This is a genomic window from Halogeometricum sp. S3BR5-2, assembly GCF_031624635.1.
GTDB classification, from domain to species: domain Archaea; phylum Halobacteriota; class Halobacteria; order Halobacteriales; family Haloferacaceae; genus Halogeometricum; species Halogeometricum luteum.
In genome coordinates this window covers 99,148-115,501 of record NZ_JAMQOQ010000005.1, presented here as the reverse complement: position 1 = coordinate 115,501, position 16,354 = coordinate 99,148, and the positions used below count along the sequence as shown (strand labels likewise).

Annotated in this window: 20 protein-coding genes; 11 read left to right on the top strand and 9 right to left on the bottom strand. The window is 69.2% G+C overall.

Going from position 1 to position 16,354, the window contains the following annotated elements; translation table 11 throughout:
- Positions 1–14: 14 nt before the first annotated feature.
- On the top strand, positions 15–716 hold the full coding sequence (locus tag NDI79_RS17210; RefSeq protein WP_310929872.1) for a glycerophosphodiester phosphodiesterase: 702 nt from the start codon (positions 15–17) through the stop codon (positions 714–716).
- Between the two features lie 13 nt (positions 717–729).
- Here the strand turns inward: NDI79_RS17210 and NDI79_RS17205 are convergent, their stop codons facing one another.
- On the bottom strand, positions 730–1,719 hold the full coding sequence (locus NDI79_RS17205) for a THUMP domain-containing protein (RefSeq protein ID WP_310929871.1): 990 nt from the start codon (positions 1,717–1,719) through the stop codon (positions 730–732).
- 122 nt (positions 1,720–1,841) lie between these two features.
- Between NDI79_RS17205 and NDI79_RS17200 the strand changes: the two genes are divergently transcribed.
- The 4 genes from NDI79_RS17200 to NDI79_RS17185 all read left to right on the top strand — a co-directional run bounded on the left by NDI79_RS17200 (position 1,842) and on the right by NDI79_RS17185 (position 4,316).
- Positions 1,842–2,201 carry a DUF5658 family protein gene (locus NDI79_RS17200; RefSeq protein ID WP_310929870.1) on the top strand — a complete coding sequence of 120 codons (360 nt, stop codon included), beginning with the start codon at positions 1,842–1,844 and terminating at the stop codon, positions 2,199–2,201.
- Between the two features lie 46 nt (positions 2,202–2,247).
- Positions 2,248–2,811 carry a TATA-box-binding protein gene (locus tag NDI79_RS17195; RefSeq protein ID WP_310929869.1) on the top strand — a complete coding sequence of 188 codons (564 nt, stop codon included), beginning with the start codon at positions 2,248–2,250 and terminating at the stop codon, positions 2,809–2,811.
- A 62-nt stretch (positions 2,812–2,873) separates the two neighbouring features.
- On the top strand, positions 2,874–3,260 hold the full coding sequence (locus tag NDI79_RS17190) for a DUF7473 family protein (RefSeq protein WP_310929868.1): 387 nt from the start codon (positions 2,874–2,876) through the stop codon (positions 3,258–3,260).
- A 51-nt stretch (positions 3,261–3,311) separates the two neighbouring features.
- Positions 3,312–4,316, top strand: a complete 1,005-nt coding sequence (locus NDI79_RS17185) for a CPBP family intramembrane glutamic endopeptidase (RefSeq protein WP_310929867.1) — start codon at positions 3,312–3,314, stop codon at positions 4,314–4,316.
- 25 nt (positions 4,317–4,341) lie between these two features.
- On the opposite strand, the gene hisG is transcribed toward NDI79_RS17185, so the two are convergent.
- Together hisG and NDI79_RS17175 are read right to left on the bottom strand one after the other, a co-directional pair.
- A complete protein-coding gene (gene hisG / locus NDI79_RS17180) occupies positions 4,342–5,187 on the bottom strand; it encodes an ATP phosphoribosyltransferase (RefSeq protein WP_310929866.1) in 846 nt (281 codons plus the stop codon).
- A gap of 130 nt (positions 5,188–5,317) precedes the next feature.
- Entirely contained in the window at positions 5,318–5,839 is a 522-nt protein-coding gene (locus NDI79_RS17175) for a winged helix-turn-helix transcriptional regulator (RefSeq protein ID WP_310929865.1), read from the bottom strand.
- A gap of 236 nt (positions 5,840–6,075) precedes the next feature.
- Between NDI79_RS17175 and NDI79_RS17170 the strand changes: the two genes are divergently transcribed.
- Positions 6,076–7,374, top strand: coding sequence for an amidohydrolase (locus tag NDI79_RS17170; RefSeq protein ID WP_310929864.1), 1,299 nt, complete (start codon positions 6,076–6,078; stop codon positions 7,372–7,374).
- A 216-nt stretch (positions 7,375–7,590) separates the two neighbouring features.
- The gene (locus NDI79_RS17165; protein ID WP_310929863.1) at positions 7,591–8,874 is read left to right on the top strand and encodes an adenosylhomocysteinase; all 1,284 of its coding nucleotides are present in this window, start codon (positions 7,591–7,593) and stop codon (positions 8,872–8,874) included.
- 33 nt (positions 8,875–8,907) lie between these two features.
- Here the strand turns inward: NDI79_RS17165 and NDI79_RS17160 are convergent, their stop codons facing one another.
- The 3 genes from NDI79_RS17160 to NDI79_RS17150 form a co-directional block, all read right to left on the bottom strand.
- The gene (locus NDI79_RS17160) at positions 8,908–9,069 is read right to left on the bottom strand and encodes a hypothetical protein (protein ID WP_310929862.1); all 162 of its coding nucleotides are present in this window, start codon (positions 9,067–9,069) and stop codon (positions 8,908–8,910) included.
- A gap of 79 nt (positions 9,070–9,148) precedes the next feature.
- The gene (locus tag NDI79_RS17155) at positions 9,149–9,346 is read right to left on the bottom strand and encodes a hypothetical protein (protein ID WP_310929861.1); all 198 of its coding nucleotides are present in this window, start codon (positions 9,344–9,346) and stop codon (positions 9,149–9,151) included.
- A 48-nt stretch (positions 9,347–9,394) separates the two neighbouring features.
- Positions 9,395–10,219, bottom strand: a complete 825-nt coding sequence (locus NDI79_RS17150) for a formate/nitrite transporter family protein (RefSeq protein WP_310929860.1) — start codon at positions 10,217–10,219, stop codon at positions 9,395–9,397.
- Positions 10,220–10,316: 97 nt separating this feature from the next.
- Between NDI79_RS17150 and hjc the strand changes: the two genes are divergently transcribed.
- Positions 10,317–10,763 (top strand): Holliday junction resolvase Hjc, encoded by a 447-nt coding sequence (hjc, locus tag NDI79_RS17145; protein WP_310929859.1) that lies wholly within the window; start codon positions 10,317–10,319, stop codon positions 10,761–10,763.
- 84 nt (positions 10,764–10,847) lie between these two features.
- Here the strand turns inward: hjc and NDI79_RS17140 are convergent, their stop codons facing one another.
- Complete coding sequence (locus tag NDI79_RS17140; RefSeq protein ID WP_310929858.1) at positions 10,848–11,525, bottom strand: SWIM zinc finger family protein; 678 nt, start codon at positions 11,523–11,525, stop codon at positions 10,848–10,850.
- A gap of 204 nt (positions 11,526–11,729) precedes the next feature.
- On the opposite strand from NDI79_RS17140, the gene NDI79_RS17135 reads away from it, so the two are divergent.
- Entirely contained in the window at positions 11,730–11,927 is a 198-nt protein-coding gene (locus NDI79_RS17135; RefSeq protein ID WP_310929857.1) for a DUF7472 family protein, read from the top strand.
- A gap of 50 nt (positions 11,928–11,977) precedes the next feature.
- Here the strand turns inward: NDI79_RS17135 and NDI79_RS17130 are convergent, their stop codons facing one another.
- Complete coding sequence (locus NDI79_RS17130) at positions 11,978–13,114, bottom strand: DNA primase large subunit PriL (RefSeq protein WP_310929856.1); 1,137 nt, start codon at positions 13,112–13,114, stop codon at positions 11,978–11,980.
- Positions 13,115–13,273: 159 nt separating this feature from the next.
- Between NDI79_RS17130 and NDI79_RS17125 the strand changes: the two genes are divergently transcribed.
- Positions 13,274–13,861 (top strand): DUF7474 family protein, encoded by a 588-nt coding sequence (locus NDI79_RS17125; protein WP_310929855.1) that lies wholly within the window; start codon positions 13,274–13,276, stop codon positions 13,859–13,861.
- 102 nt (positions 13,862–13,963) lie between these two features.
- Positions 13,964–15,343 carry an MFS transporter gene (locus NDI79_RS17120; protein WP_310929854.1) on the top strand — a complete coding sequence of 460 codons (1,380 nt, stop codon included), beginning with the start codon at positions 13,964–13,966 and terminating at the stop codon, positions 15,341–15,343.
- Between the two features lie 108 nt (positions 15,344–15,451).
- Here NDI79_RS17120 and NDI79_RS17115 read toward each other — a convergent pair whose 3' ends face one another.
- Complete coding sequence (locus NDI79_RS17115; protein WP_310929853.1) at positions 15,452–16,195, bottom strand: DNA polymerase sliding clamp; 744 nt, start codon at positions 16,193–16,195, stop codon at positions 15,452–15,454.
- Positions 16,196–16,354: the final 159 nt, after the last annotated feature.

The window sequence follows — 16,354 nt, the reverse complement described above, 5'->3', positions numbered from 1 at the left end:
CCTCGTTGTCGGTGATGAAAGTCATCGCCCATCGCGGATTCGGAGACCGATACCCCGAGAACACCGCGTTCGCCGCCAAGAACGCGAGTCGAGAGGCCGACGCCATCGAGGTGGACGTCCGACGGTGCGGGTCGGGGGAGTTGGTCGCCAGTCACTTCAGCCACCTACGCTTGGTGTCCGACATGTCGGGTCGAGTCGCCGACTACTCCGTCGAGACGCTGGCGTCGGTTTCCGTCGCCGGGTCCGAGTACGGTATCCCGACGTTCGAGGAGGCGTTAGCGGCCATCCCCTCGCACATCACCGTGGAAGTCGACCTGAAGGAACCCGGCCTCGTCGACGACGTCCTCGACGCGACGGACGCGGTGGAGAACGACGCCGTGCTCACCTCCTTCTACTCGGATACGCTCTGGGAGGCCCGGTCGGCGTCCGAGAAGGTGGAACTGGCGTACAACTTCGACGTCCGACTCGACAGGAACCTACACACCGCCGAACTGCTCGACTGCGCTCGGGTGAACGTCCACTGGTCGTTCTGCCTCGGCACCGATATCGTCGAGCGAGCGAAGGCGAAGGGGATGGACGTGTACGCGTGGCCGGTCAAATCGCGGGCGGTCGCCGCGGCCGTCGGCACCGCGGGCGTCGACGGCGTCCTCGCGACTCGGCCGGGAACGGAGACGTGGGCCGCCCGGGGCCGCAGACTGCGGGACACGTTCGCCTGACCCGGCCGCCGACTCACACCCGCGACAGCACGTGGACGTGCCGGTCCAGCGAACCGTGGACGCGGCGCTCGAACCGAGCGTCGACGCGCCACCCGGCGTCCTCGGCCGCCGCCTCCCACGACCGGTCCGCGACGACGACGGCCGACGGCGCGATTCTGGCCGCCTCCGAGAGCGCGCCGCCCACCAGGTCCGCGAGTTCGTGCCGGGCCACCTTCGACTGCCGGCCGTACGGCGCGTCGAACGCGACGGCGTCGGCGCAGTCGTCGCGGAGGGGGAGGGAAGTGGCGTCGCCGCGAACCGCCTCCCAGTCGGCGTCGGGGAGGTACGCGGCGAGGTTCGTCTGCGTCCCGCGGGCCATCTTCCACTGGGCGTCGCTGCCGACGACGCGCGCGCCGACCAGACCCGCCTCGACGAGGAGGCCGCCGGTGCCGCACATCGGGTCGACCACCGTCGCGTTCGGTAACGAGGGACCGGCGGCGAGGTTGACGTACGCGCGGGCGTCCAACGGGTTCATGCTCCCCGGTTGGAAGAACGGCCGGTCGGTGGGCGCGCGGGTGCCGAAGTCGCGGACGCTCTCGGCGGCCCGCCAGCCGAGCAGGCAGGTGTCCTCCGAGAAGAGGGCGCACAGGACGTTGTCGGGGTCGTCCAAGTCGACCGCGAACCCCCTGTCGACGAGGACGCCGCCGAGCGCTCGCTCCGCGGCGGAGGCGCTCACCCCCGAAGAGGAGCGCACGTCGCGGGCGCGGACGGCGACGCTTCCTTCTTTCTCGAACGAGGCGGCCGAGAGGAGGGCGGCGGCGCTCTCCACGTCGGCGTCGGTTCGCCCGAGCAGTTCCGAGACGCGGTGGGTGTACGCGAGCGTCGGCACCCGGTTGAGGCGGGCGCCGCGGGCCGTCGCCAGTCCGGGAGCGGCCCGCTCGACGGCCGAGGCGGCGGCGCGTTCGGCTTCGAGGCGGGCGAGCGGTTCGTCGCCGGCCTGCCCGGCGAGTTCGAGGCAGTACACGCTCGGACCTTCCCGGCCGCGGGTATCAGCGTGTCGACTCGGGCCGTCGCCGGCCGTCGACGCGGGCGTCTGCGACCCGTCCGGGGGTATCGTATAAGTCGCCGGACGCAGTCGTCTCGGGCATGCTTCCGGTCACCGTCCCCTCCCTCCCCGTCCCGGCGCTGGACGCCGCTCTCTGGCTCTCGGCCGTCGCCCTCTACGGCGTCGGCGACTACGTCACCACCGTCGCCGCCGTGACGCGACCCGGCGCGCGAGAGCGCAACCCGTTCGTCCGCCGCCTGTTCGACGTCGTTCCGCTCCCGCCGTCAGTCTCCTTTGCGGCCCTCAAACTCGTCGCGTTCGCCTGCTTCGCCGCGGGGTATCTCTCCGTCGACGCGCCGCCGTTCCGTCCCCTCGTTCCGGCGCTCGTCGCGGCCGTCGGCGCCCTCGTGACCGCACAGAACGTCCGCGTCCTGAGCGCCCGCCGCTCGCCGCCTCGGTGACTGCACTAACCTTTTTCAACCTTTATATCGTCATTTAAGTCGTCGCATGACCGACCCCAAGGATACTATCAACATCGAAAACGTCGTCGCCTCGACCGGTATCGGTCAGGAACTCGATCTCCAGAGCGTGGCGATGGACCTCGAGGGTGCGGACTACGACCCCGAGCAGTTTCCCGGACTCGTCTACCGGACGCAAGAACCGAAATCTGCGGCGCTTATCTTTCGCTCAGGCAAAATCGTCTGCACCGGCGCGAAGTCGACCGACGACGTGCACGAGAGCCTCGAACTCGTGTTCGAGAAGCTTCGCGCCCTCCAGATTCCCGTCGAGGACGACCCCGAGATCACGGTGCAGAACATCGTCACGTCGGCCGACCTCGGCCGCAATCTGAACCTCAACGCCATCGCCATCGGTCTCGGATTGGAGAACATCGAGTACGAACCCGAGCAGTTCCCGGGGTTGGTCTACCGTCTGGACTCGCCGGACGTGGTCGCGCTTCTCTTCGGGTCGGGCAAACTCGTCATCACGGGCGGCAAACAGCCCTCCGACGCCGAGGAAGCGGTCGACGAAATCGTCTCCCGACTCAGCGACCTCGGCCTGTACGACGGATAACTCCGTCTCTTCTTTCGACCGGAATGTACGCGCCTAAGTCGCCGGCGCCCGTGGCCCCCGGTATGTCGATACGCCTGACTCCGTTGCAGTCCGGCACCGCCGGCGGCAGCGCCGTCGCCGTCGCGGGCACGTTCGCCTCGTTGGCGCTGTTTCTCTCCCTGACCGCGCACATCGCGGCGAGAAACGTCCTCGGCGACGTCCCGGTGCGGTACGCCTTCGTCGTCGGCCCCATCCCGGCCGCCGTCGCCGTCGTCGTCACCGCGTTCGGGCTGAACCCCCTCCTCGGCATCCTCTTGGCGATTCTCCTCGACGGCGTCGCCGTGAGCTACCTCTACGGCCAGTCGAGACGGCTGACGGCGTACATCACCTTCATCCACGTCGTCGTCTCCATCCTCCTCGGGACGGTGCTGTACGGCGTCCTCGCGCTGTGGGCGTCGGCGCCGGGGTGACGACGCGAACCGACCGCTCACTTTCTTGCGCCGCCGGTCCGAACGGCCGACGTGAACCTCCCGTCCGCCGTACGCTCCGCTCTCGGCGTCGTTTGGAGCTGGTTTCTCGTCGTCTGGAATTGGGTCGTCAGCGCCGTCTGGAACCGAGAGGAGCGACGCCCGCGCGCCCCGGTCCGACTGGGTCTCGGCGTCGCTCTCCTCCTCCTCACCATCGTCCTCGTCGGGTTCGTCCTCACCTTCGTTGTCGGGGGACCGGGACCGCTCGACGGCCTCGTCGCCACCTTCGCCTCCATCCTCCTCCCCGGCCTCGTCGCCGTCGGCCTCGCCGTCGCCGTCGACAGGCGGACCGTCGCGGACCTCGGACTCGGCCTCGACCGCGACTGGTGGCTCGACCTCGGCTTCGGTCTCCTTCTCGGTGCGGCGCTCATGACCGGCGTCTTCGTCCTCGGCGTCTCGGTCGGCTGGTTCCGCGTCGAGGGGACGTTCGCCGGCGGGTCGCGCGGCTTCCTCGCCGGGTTCGCCCTCCTGACGCTCACGTTCCTCGCCGTCGGCGTGAGCGAGGAGGTGCTCTCGCGGGGCTACCTCCTCACGAACGTCGCGGAGGGGTTGGCGGGCTACACCTCCCGGGCCGTCGCCGCCGGCGTCGCGGTTCTCGTCTCTTCGGTCGTGTTCGGCCTCGCGCACCTCCAGAACCCGAACGCGACGCTCGTGAGCACGCTCGGCATCTCGCTGGCGGGAATCTTTCTCGCCGCGGGGTACGTCCTGACCGACGAACTCGCCATCCCCATCGGTCTGCACATCACGTGGAACCTGTTTCAGGGCGGCGTGTACGGCTTCGCGGTCAGCGGACTGGGAATCGACGCGAACGTCGTCGACACGGCGGAGACCGGTCCCGACGTCTTCACCGGCGGCGCGTTCGGCCCCGAGGCCGGACTGCTCGGGATGAGCGCCGTCGTCGTCGGGACCGTCGCCGTCGTCGCCTACGTCCGGTGGCGCTACGGCGAGGCGCGACTCGCGCCCGGCCTCTTCGTCCCGGACCTGCGCTGGCGCGACTGAGTCTCCGCCGACCCCGAGTCCGCCGCTACTCCACCAGTCGCTCTATCTCCGTGACGAGGATGCCCGAGGCGCCGACCGCCTTCAGGTCGTTCACCACCTCGAAGACGTGTCGCTCGTCGACGACGGCGTGGACGGCGACGGCGTCGTCGCCGGCTACGTCCATCACCGTCGGGCCGCCGAGGCCCGGGAGCACCTCGCGGATGTCGTCGAGTCGGTCGCGGGGGGCGTTCATCATCACGTACCGCTTGTCCTCGGCGGCGAGAACTGATTGAAAGGCCGTCACCAACTGTTCGACCTTCGGGTCGTCGACGGCGTCGGGGTGCGCGAACAGGCGCACCGACGAGTCGAGCACCTCGTCGACGACGGCGAGGCGGTTCACGCGCAGCGTCGTTCCCGTGGAGGTGATGTCGATGATGGCGTCGGCCATCTCGACGTGCGGGGTGAGTTCGGTCGCGCCGGTGACTTCGACCACCTCGGCGTCGACGCCCTTCTCGGCGAAGTACTCGCGGGCGATAGTCGGGAACTCCGTGGCGACGGTCTTACCCGCTACGTCCTCGACCGAGGCGATGTCGCCGTCCTCCGGCGCCGCGAGGACCAACCGACAGGAGCCGAACTCCAAGTCGACGAGTTCTTCGAGGTCGTGGCCCGACTCGCGCATCTGGTCGAGGCCGGTGACGCCGACTTCGGCGGCGCCGTCGCGGACGTACTCGGGGATGTCGGCCGCGCGGGCGAACAGCACCGTCACCTCGGGGTCGACGGTGTCGGCGTACAGTTTCCGGTTCGCCCCGTTCTTCACGTGGAGGCCGGCGCGTTCGAGGAGTTCGACGGTCGGGTCGTGCAGGCGCCCCTTGTTGGGCACGGCGATACGCATACGTCCCCGTCTCGGCGGCGGAACCTACGCCTTTCGCTCGCGCCGGACGGAAGGAAGGAGGGAGTCGCGTCAGCGGGACGGGTCCGGGGAGGGAGGGGTGGCGTCAGCGGGGGCTTCGCTCCGTTCGGGTTCAGTCGGCGTCCACGGGCGTCTCGCCCGGACCGGCGACGTCGGCGTTCCGCTCCGTCGCCGCCACCGCGTCGGCGTCGAGGCGGGAGAGCAGCGCCGCCGTCGCGGCCGGCCGGTCGAGCACCAGCGTCACGCGGTTTCTGATGTCGCGCTCCTTCTCGACGACGCCCTCGGCTTCGAGGTGGCCGACGTGCCACTCTAAGGTGCTCCGGGCGACGCCGAGTCTCTCCGCGAGGGCCGCCGGGCGCGCCTCCTCGTCTTCGAGGAGGGTTTCGAGCACCTCGCGGGCGGTCCCGCGGTGGTAGAGCGCGACGGTCGCGCGCTCCCACTCGGTGAGGCCGGGCGAGTAGTAGTGCGTCCGGCCGTAGAACTCCTCGCGGACGACCGCCTCCGCCTCGACCAAGCGGCGGACGTGGTGTTGGACCTGGCCGGGTGCGAGGTCCAGCGAACGGACGAGGCCGTTGAAGTGGACGCCCGGGTGCGAGTCGACGTACGTGCGGATCTGAGTTCGTGTTTCGGTCATCTGTCGCTCCACCGGCGCGCCGGGGGACGCGCCGACGTGTTAGTCCTACACTCGGTCCGCTCCGACGGTAAGATGGGTTCACGATTCTCGGAGTTCGGGAATCGGCTCTCTCGGCGCTCTACGGCCTCCCACGCGCCGAAATAGGGTCGCGCGATTCGGCGCACGAGTCGGCCGGCGAACACGTCGGCGCGGCGGAACCCGATGGAGTGATACGCCCGCCGTCGGTACGCCCGTCCATGAACGCGCTCTGCATCGCGGGCGGCCGGGTGCTCCGGCCCGACTGCTCCGTCGAGGCGGCCGACGTGGTCGTCGACCGGGACACCGGCAACGTCCACGACGTGGGCGAGGAAATCGCGGCCGAGTACGACGGCGAGACGCTGGACGCCGCGGGCGGCGTGGTGATGCCGGGACTCGTCAACGCCCACACGCACGCGGCGATGACCCTGCTGCGGGGGTACGCCGACGACAAACCGCTCGGGTCGTGGCTCCGCGAGGACATCTGGCCCGCGGAGGCCGCCCTCGAACCCGAGGACGTGCGCGCCGGCACCGAACTCGGCATCGTGGAGATGATTCGCTCGGGGACGACGGCCTTCGCGGACATGTACTTCGAGGTGCCCGAAGTCGCCGCCGCCGTCGAGGAGTCGGGGATGCGCGCCCGCCTCGGCCACGGCGTCGTCACCGTCGCCAAAGACGACGAAGACGCGGCCGAGGACGTCGAAGAGAGCCTCCGCGTCGCCCGCGAGTTCGACGGCGCCGCCGACGGGAGAGTGCGGACGGCGTTCATGCCTCACTCGCTGACGACGGTGGGGGAGGAGTTCCTGCGGGAGGCCACCGCGACGGCCCGCGAGGAGGGGATTCCGCTGCACTTCCACGCGAACGAGACGACCGACGAGGTGTCGCCCATCGTCGACGACTACGAGAAGCGCCCCCTGTCGTACGCCGACGACCTCGGGATGCTTTCTGAACAAGACTTCGTCGCGCACGGCGTCCACACCGACGCCGAGGAGATAGAACTCCTCGCCGCGCGCGGCACGAGCGTGATTCACTGCCCGGCCTCGAACACGAAACTCGCCTCCGGCATCGCGCCCGTACAGCAGATGCTGGACGCGGGCGTGACCGTCGGCATCGGCACCGACGGCGCCGCCTCGAACAACGACCTCGACGTGTTCGACGAACTGCGGGACGCGGCGATGATAGGCAAACTCGGCGCCGACGACGCCGCGGCCGTCCCCGCCGCCGCCGCCGTCACCGCCGCCACCGCGGGGAGCGCCGACGCCATCGGCCTCCCCGGCGGTCGGATCAAGGTCGGCGGCGCGGCGGACCTCATCGTGGTGGACTTCGACGCGCCGCACCTCGCGCCCGCCCACGACGTCGTGAGCCACCTCGCCTACGCCGTCCGCGGGTCCGACGTGCGCCACACCGTCTGCGACGGGCGGGTGCTGATGGAAGATAGAGAGGTACAGACGCTGGACGAGGAGCGAGTCGTGGAGACGGCGAGAGAGCGGGCGGCGTCGCTGGTGGAGCGAGCGGAGTAAGGACCGCGAGCCGACTCGACCCCGTTGCGGCGACGATAGCCCCGTTCGAGGAACTGTACCGCGGCGAGCGAACGGAGTTCTTCCGGAGCGAGCGAGTCGCGGCCCGTTTTCGGTCCATCGGTGGACGCTCTGCGTCCATCGAGCCTCGCTCCGTTCGGCGAGTCAGGAAAAAGCCGGTTCGGTACTGATTTGAATCGCCTCCCCAAATCCTCGCTCATGAGTGACTATGCCCCCGTGAGCGAGCATCTCGACGACGTCGACGCCGCTCGCGAGGAGGGACGACGCAAGATGGATTGGGCGCTCCAGCACATGCCCATCCTGACGGAACTCCGCGAGCAGTTCGAGGCGGAGAAACCCTTAGAAGGTGAAGTTATCGGGATGGCGATGCACGTCGAGGCGAAGACGGCCAACCTCGTGGAACTGCTGGCCCTCGGCGGCGCGGAAGTCGCCATCACCGGCTGCAACCCGCTGTCGACGCACGACGACGTGAGCGCCGCCCTCGACGCCAACGACGATATCACCTCCTACGCCGTCCGCGGCGTCGACGACGACAACTACTACGCGGCCATCGAGTCGGTCATCGACCACGAACCCACCCTCACCGTCGACGACGGGATGGACATGGTGTTCGCCATCCACGAGGAGCACCCCGAACTCATCGACACCATCGTCGGCGGGTGCGAGGAGACGACGACGGGCGTCCACCGCCTCCGCGCGATGGACGAGGACGGCGCGCTGAACTACCCCGTCTTCGCCGTCAACGACACGCCGATGAAGCGCCTGTTCGACAACGTCCACGGCACCGGCGAGTCCTCCCTCGCTAACATCGCCATGACGACGAACGTCTCCTTCGCCTCGAAGAACGTCGTCGTCGCCGGCTACGGCTACTGCGGGAAGGGCGTCGCCAAGAAGGCGTCCGGGCAGAACGCCAACGTCGTCGTTACCGAAGTCGAACCCCGCCGCGCCCTCGAAGCGCACATGGAGGGCTACGACGTGATGCCGATGAAGGAGGCGGCCGAGATAGGCGACATCTTCGTGACGACGACCGGAAATCGGGACATCATCACCGAGGAGGACTTCGAGGCGATGAAGGACGGCGCCATCCTCTCGAACGCGGGCCACTTCGACATCGAAATCGACCTCGACACGCTCTCGGACCTTGCGACGGAGGAGTACGACGCCCGCGACGGCGTCCGCGCCTACGAGATGGACGACGGCCGCCGCATCAACGTGCTCGCGGAGGGGCGCCTCGTCAACCTCGCCTCGCCCATCGCCCTCGGCCACCCCATCGAGGTGATGGACCAGTCGTTCGGCGTGCAGGCCGTCTGCGTCCGCGAACTCGTCGAGAACGGCGACAACTACGAGGCGGGGGTCCACGACGTGCCGGACGGGTTGGACAAGGAAGTCGCCGAGATCAAACTCGCCGCCGAAGGCGTCGAGATAGACGCGCTCTCCGAACAACAGCGCGAATACATGGGGAGTTGGAGCCACGGGACCTGAGGTAAACGACCGACGACGACGCCGCCGCGCTTCTCACTCGACTTCGTCGAACGAGTCGAACGCGTCCCAGCACTCGCAGTCCAAATCGTCCAGGGAGGTCACCTCGTCCGGGAGGCTGGACACCGGCATCCCGCCGCCCACCGTCTCGCAGTCGCTCGTGTGCATCGTGAAGTCGTCGCTCGACATCGTGTACATCGACCATTAGTCAGATTTCCAACTATAAAAACCTCACTCGGAGTCGCAGGGGGAGCGGCTCGGGGGCGGCGCCGGTCCGCTACCGCGTTCGGTCGTCTATCTCGTCCGCCTGCCGACTCACGTCGCTCAGCGCCTTCTCCTGTTCGCCGCGCGCGATGCCGCCGGACTCGGCGTGGCGGCCGTCGTACTGCCGCCGCGGGATGGCGTCCCAGACGGAGTTCGCGTCCCGGTCCGCCGAGACGAACGCGCGGAGGCGTTCGAGGAGTCGGAGGGCCATGCCGCCGAATAGCACGGCGCGGGAGTTAACCCTAGGGTCGCCGCGGCGTCACCGAGAGGTGTCGGCCGTGCCGCGGACGACGTGACCGTACTTCAGGAGGGCGACGAAGACGGTTCCGCCGATGGCGTTCCCCACCGTGGAGACGAGCATGAACTCCGCGAACGTGACGAACCCGATTTCGGGCGAGAACAGCATCGCCGGGAGCACCTCGACGATGCCGGCGATACAGTGCGGCAGGTGGGCGATACCGATGGTGGTGGCGACGAGCCAGACGAAGAACGTCCGGCTGATGGTCTCTTGGGCGGCGGAGACCAGCCACGAGAGCAGCCCCATCAGCCACCCGGCGAGGATGGCGGCGGTGAACTTCGCCTCCACGGGGTGGTCGACGAGCTGTTTGCCGAGTTCGACGAACGCGCTCGGTTCGACGATGCCGAACGAGGGGGCGACGGTGACGGCGATGACGGAGAACACGCCGGCGCCGGCGACGTTCCCGGCGTAGACGATGCCCCACAGGCGGCCGAGTTCCATGGCGGAGGCGTCGCCGTTGAGCACCGGAATCACCGCCAGCGTGGTGTGTTCGGTGAACAGCTCCGACCGACCGAGGACGACGAAGATGAACCCGATGGCGTAGAGGTTCGCGAGGACGATGGTGCTCGTCACCTCCGTCCAGACGCCCACCGCGAGCGTCGCCACCGTCGCCATCAGGAGGGGGCCGAAGCCGATGTCCAGCCCCGCCGACAGCGCCGAGAGGAACAACCCGCCCGAGGGTCGCTGTAGCTCGTTCAATCCGTGCTCTATCTCCGACTCGAGAATGGCGCTCTTGGGCGTCTGCTCGTCCGACGACGCGCTGCCATTTCCTTCCGTCTCGCTCATCTGTTAATCTTCTCGGGTTGAGGGATGATAGGTGCTCTTGCCGTCCGGTTCGACGCCGTTCGTCTCATTTAAGAGCGGCGGCGGTCGAGAGTCGTCCATGTCCTCGAATCGAAAGGGCGACCGCAGGGAGCGCGAACTCGTCAACCGCCTCGACGAGGCCGGGTTCGCGGTCATGCGCGCGCCGGCGTCGGGGAGCGCGACCGACCGCGAACTCCCGGACGTGCTCGCGGGCAACGGCGAGGTGTTCTACGCCATCGAGGCCAAGGCGAGTTCCGGTCGACCCATCTATCTCCAGGGCGAGGAGGTTGAGGCGCTCATCTACTTCTCGCAGAACTTCGGCGCGAAGGCCCGCATCGCCGTCCGGTTCGACCGCGAGGACTGGTACTTCTTCCACCCCGGCGACCTCTACACGACCGACGGCGGCAACTACCGAGTCAAAAAGGAGACGGCGCTGGCGGAGGGGGAAGCGTTCGAGTCGTTCGTCGGCGGCCCCGCCCAGAGCAGGCTGACGGACGTGAGCGAGGAGTCGGCCGACGACGACTGAAGCGCCACCGAACGCCGGACGGCGCTCGGTTCGAACCCCTTCGTTTCCACTGTACGCTGACGTGCGTCTGACGCCCCTTGGACCTCAGACCAGCGACGCTTGCCTCGTCTCCGGCCGGTCGGACGCCGTCGCATGCCGGACCGCGTCGGCGTCGGCGAACCCCGACTCGACCGGGCGGAGGCGCGAGGCGGGGAAGCGGTAGCGCGTCCGCCCCGCCAGGTCCTCGACGCCGCCCGAGAGGGGCAGCGAGTCGACGTAGACGGCCTCGAAGACGGGTTCGTGTCCGCCGTAGTTCGCGTTGCTCTCGTAGTCGGCGACGAGTTTTCCGCCCCCGGTGGCCGACTCGTCGGCCCGTTCGCCCGTCGCGCGGACGACGACGAGGAGGCTCTTCGTCTCCCTGTCGCGCACCAAGTCGCCGGGGGCGTGGTCGTGCCGTTCGCAGAGGGCGGGCGCTGGATCGAACATCGGGACGAACGTCCGGCGACCGCAGACGGCGCAGACGCTCGTTCGCTCGCCGGGGGCCGGAATCAGCCCCTCGTTTATCTCGATGGCGACGCGGCGCAGGTGCTTACAGCGGGCGTGTCTGATGGCGCTGTCCGGGCAGGTGCAGGTTCCGGTCTCCACGTCGACGACGTACGTTCCGCCGGCCGTCTCGACGACGTACCGCCCGTCTCTGAGCGGTCGGATGGCCATCGCCTCGACGCGGGCGCGGCGGGCGCGGCCGGCGAACCCCTCGGCGGGGAAGGTGGTCATCCCCCTCACGGGGCGGACGGCGGGTGCGGAACGGGCTGTCGACGCGGGTGTGTTTCGGGTGTGCGTCATGGGTGATTCGTGCCGAGAGAGCGTCTCTCTGGCCGCTCTCTCGTTACCTTCTCCTACGTTCCCGACGGAGGTAAACCCTCGTTTCGCGTGGAGTACCGACCGTTCTTCGAAGCGCTTTTAGAACGGCCGGCGGAAGGCAGGTGCATGGCTCTCGAAGCGGAGATGCGTCGCAAGATCGTCGTCTCCGTCGTCGCAGTCGGCTTCTTCATCGCGCTCGTTGTGGGCGTCGGTGCGACCTACAACGACGGCGGACTCGTCGGGGACGGCGGCCTCCTGCTCGTCGGCATCCTCGCGCTGTTCGTACTGGTGATGGGTATCATCGGCTTCGTTCTTGACCGCTGAGCGCGGCGCTCCCGGTCGTTCGGTTCTCCTCTCTCGGAGCGACTCGCGGGTCAGTCCCCGTCGGCGACCGCCTCGCGCCAGTCGCGCACCTCGCCGGCGTCCCGCAGGACGCCCGCGTAGTACGACAGCGGGTGCGAGATGGTCTCGCAGCGCTCGTCCCTGTTCACGCAGTCGCCGTACGACTGCATACTCGCACAGGAGGGCGGCGCGAACTGCGCCCCCTCGGCGTCGGCGAGGTACTCCACGCGCGTCTCCATCCGCGACGCCGCTTCCCCGTCGGCCCCGAGCAGCGTGGTCACCTCCGTCGCGTCCATGCCGAGGGCGACGAGGAAGGAGACCAGCGAGAACTCGCTGTGGGAGGGGAGCGACTCGCCGCCGCGGGCCCGTTGGACCAACTCCTTCATGCATGGGGGGAACAGACCCGGGACGACGGCGTCCACCTCGGCGCCCCCGGCCGCGTCGTGGTCGTTCAGTAGGTTCCGCAGCGCGGCCACTTCTTCCTCCAGGGCGTCGGCTATCTCCTCGCCCGCGGCGCTCTCGCGCACCGAGAACGGGAGGCCCTCGGCGACGCGGCGGCGCACCGCCTCCTCCAGCAGTCGCCGGAGTTCCTCGTCGGCCACGCGCACGTCGCCGGCGGCGAGTTCGCGGTTGACGAGGCGCCAGCGCTCGCCCCACTCGGCCGTCGAGAGCGTCAGGTACGCGCCCACGTCCACCCAGTAGTGCGAGGGGTCGCGGCCGCCCCGCCGTTCTCGGCCCGTTCCGCCCGGTCCGTCCCGCTCCGGTCGCACGTCGCCGGAGAGGTCGAACTCGCGGAGCACGTCGTCCAGCGAGACGGTTCGCGTTCCCGTGCTCCGCAGGCCCTCGTCGTCGGCCTCGAAGTCCGTCCGGAAGCGGCCGTGCGCCGTCGCGGCCTCCGCGGCGGCGTACTTGTCGACGGCGGCGGGGGTGTCCACGAGGGAGACGAGGATGCGCGCGATGGGGTAGGAGAGCAGTTCCTCGCGGTCGGTCCAGCGCCGGTCGTCCTCGGGAGCGACGGTGCCCTCCATCAGCGCGCGTTCGACCCGCTCTAGACCCCGCTCGACGGCGGGCGCGTCCTCCGCGATGAGTTCCGCCGGCGAGATGTCCGCGTCGCCGACGGCGGCGCGCGCGCCGTCGAAGAACGGATAGCGGGCGAAGTGCGGGTCCATCGGTTCGGCTCGTCGTTGCCGGTCTGACCGAATAAACACGACGATTGGCTCGGGTCCGTTCCGGTTCCGTCTCCGTCTCCCGACCCGCCCGACCCGGCCCTCGAACGGCCGCGAACCCACACCGCACCACCTAAGACGGCGCGCGCCCTCCCCGACGACGTGCCGCAGTTCGACTACCCGTGCCCCGACTGCCGGGCCACCAACAGCCTCCACGACGTGGACTGCCGCTTCGAGGGGACACCGTGGCCCGCCGTCGAGAAGGCCTACGTCGACGCCGTCGCGCGACTCACGGCCGGCCCCGTCGCCGAGGACGACCTCGAATCCGACGTCCACGGCGACTGGGACAACCTCCACCGCGCCGCCCTCGAACGGTTGAAGCGCGACGGCCGGGTGTCGGAGGCCAACGGCGTGCTCCGCCTCTTGACCGCCGAGGAGTTCCGCGAGGAGGTGTCGGAACCGACCGCGGAACCGATGAAGACCATCTACCGCCGCGGGAGCGTCCCCGGGTGTCACGACAACGCCGTCTTCGCCATGATAGCCTGGTACGAGATGGTCGGTCTCTCGTGGTCGGAGACGCGGGAGAAGGTCGTGTCGTGGCTCGAAGAGAGCGGAACGTGGTCCCGCGGCGGGTTCGAGGAGGCCACGCCCGGTCAACTGGTCGACAGCAAGCGCCACGTCTACGAGGCCGGCTACGGGTGGAAGGAGAAAGCCCAGTCGGCAAAGCGCGTCATCGACCGCCACCGCTGACACGCGGTCCGTCCCGCCCTTCCTCGCCTATTCGTCTCTTCCCGAGCGCACCGCTCGCACGCCGCTCGCGCCCTTTTAGTTCTCCCCGGCCGTCTCTCCGCCGTGAGCGAATCGAAGGCGACGAGCGGAGACGGGGCGCCGACGCCCGCCGCGGAGACGGTCGACTCCCCCCGCCGCGCCCTCGCCATCGTCGTCGCCATCGTGTTCGTCGACTTGCTCGGGTTCGGCGTCGTCATCCCCGTCCTCCCGTTCTACGTCCGCAGTTTCGCGGTGAGCGACGTGCTCATCGGACTGCTCGCGGCGTCGTACTCGCTGATGCAGTTCCTCTTCGCGCCGCTTCTGGGCCGCCTCTCGGACGCGCGCGGCCGGCGACCCGTCCTCATGTTGTCCCTCTTCGGCAACGTCGTCGCGTGGACCGTCTTCGGCCTCGCCGCCGAAGTCGGACTCCTCCTCGGGACGACGGCGGCGCTTTCGACGCTGTTCGCCTCCCGGATGCTCGCGGGGGCGATGGGCGGCAACATCGCCACCGCGCAGGCGTACATCGCCGACGTGACGACCCCCGAACGCCGCGCCGCCGCCCTCGGTTTAGTGGGAGCGGCGTTCGGCCTCGGGTTCGTCTTCGGCCCGGCCATCGGCGGCGCCGCCGCCAGCGACGCCGCCGTCGCGTTCGCGCGGTCCGCGTTCCCGTCGTTCGTGCCGGCGACGCGCTTCTCCCTGCCGAGTTTCGTCGCCGCCGGTCTCAGTCTCCTCGCCTTGGCCGCCACCGCGGCGTTCCTCCCCGAACCCGACAGACAGCGCGGAACGGCGGGTCGCACGACGCTCGTCGGCCAGTTTACCTCCGCCCTGCGCGACCCGTCGCTGCGCGGCCTCGTGGTCGCCTTCTTCCTCGTCTCCTTGGCGTTCTCGGGCGTGCAGGTCATGTTCATCCCGTACGCCGCCGACCTGTTCGGCTACGACGAGACGCAGACGGCGCTCTTGCTCACCTACATCGGCGTCCTCGGCGTGCTGAATCAGGGCGTCCTCGTCGGCCGCCTCTCGCGGCGCTACCCCGAGCGCCGCATCGCGTTGGCCGGCGCCGTCCTCCTCGTCGCCGCCCTCGCCGCGATACCCTTCTCGCACATCGTCGGCGGCGCCGTTCCGCTGGCCGGCGTCGGCCCGGCGTGGTTCACCGGCCCCGTGGCGGTGCTCCTGACGGTCCTCGCCTGTCTCTCGGTCGGCAACAGCCTCCTGAACGTCGCGCTGTCGGCGCTCGTCTCGCGGGCCGTGCCGGCCGATAGGCAGGGGAACGCCTTCGGCGTCACGCAGGGGGCCGGCAGCCTCGGACGGACCGTCGGCCCGCCGCTGATGGCGGCGCTGTACGTCCTCGTCTACTGGTCGCCGTTCGTCGCCGGGGCGCTGTTGGCGCTCCCCATCGTCGCCATCCTCGCGGGACGCGCGCTCGGCGTCGCGACGCCGCCCTCGGCGCCGAACGAGTCGAAGTAGGACGACGTAGGGCGCCGCGGACGACTGCGGCGGGGACCGGGTCGGAGAGAAAGAGGGAGAGAGTGAGACGAGAGCGAGGACCGGTCGAACGCCCCGAGACGCGCCCGCCTAGTCGCTCTGGATGCGCGGGGCGAGCATGTACGTGACGTTGCCCTGCCCCTCGGCGATGCGGTAGTGGAGTTTCACGGGGAACTCCTCGCCGAGTTCCATGGTGACCTCGGCGTCCTTCGGGATGGCCTTGTTCATGTCCTTCAGGTAGTCCAAGGAGAACAGCGAGTCGGCCGTCCCCGAGGCGAGGTCGATGAGGTCCTCGGCGTCGAGTTGGAAGTCGACGTCGTCGGTGTCGCCCTGCGCTTGGATGTGGAACGAGTCCTCCTCGTCGTCGACGCGGAGGCGGACGTGGTCGGAGACCATGTCGGCGGCCTTGATGCCGCGGTCCAGTTGCGCGCCCTCGAGGACGATTTCGGCGGCGAGGTCGAGGTCCGGAATGTCCGGTTCCTGCCGGATGGAGTCGGGGTCGATGAGCGCGAGCGTCGAGGTGAGGCCGTCGATGCGAATCTGCAGTTTCCGCGTCTCCTCGTCGAGTTCGAGTTCGACCAACTGGTCGGAGTTCGCCATGCCGACGAAGTCCTCGAGTTTCGAGAGGTCGACGCCGATGACGCCGCCGTCGGCCTCGTAGGACTCGAACGAGGCGGCGTCGAGCGTCAGGTCGACCATGCCGACGTTCGCGGGGTCGACCGCCCGAATCGACAGGTCGTCCTCGTTCAGTCGGATCTTACACTCGTCGACGAGCACGCTCACCGAATCCAGCGCGTCCCGGAGCGTGGAGGCGCTCACGATGGCCTTGAACATGTGGACTCAGCTACGACAGCGGGCATAAAAATACCCTTGATTCGCCCGCTCACTAAGTGTGTTCTCGCACGCCCACGCGAGGCATCGCCGCTCTCCCATCTCTCCTCCCCTCGTCCGTTCCTCTCCTGCGCCCGTCCGTTCTCGCCTGCCCCTCCCCAC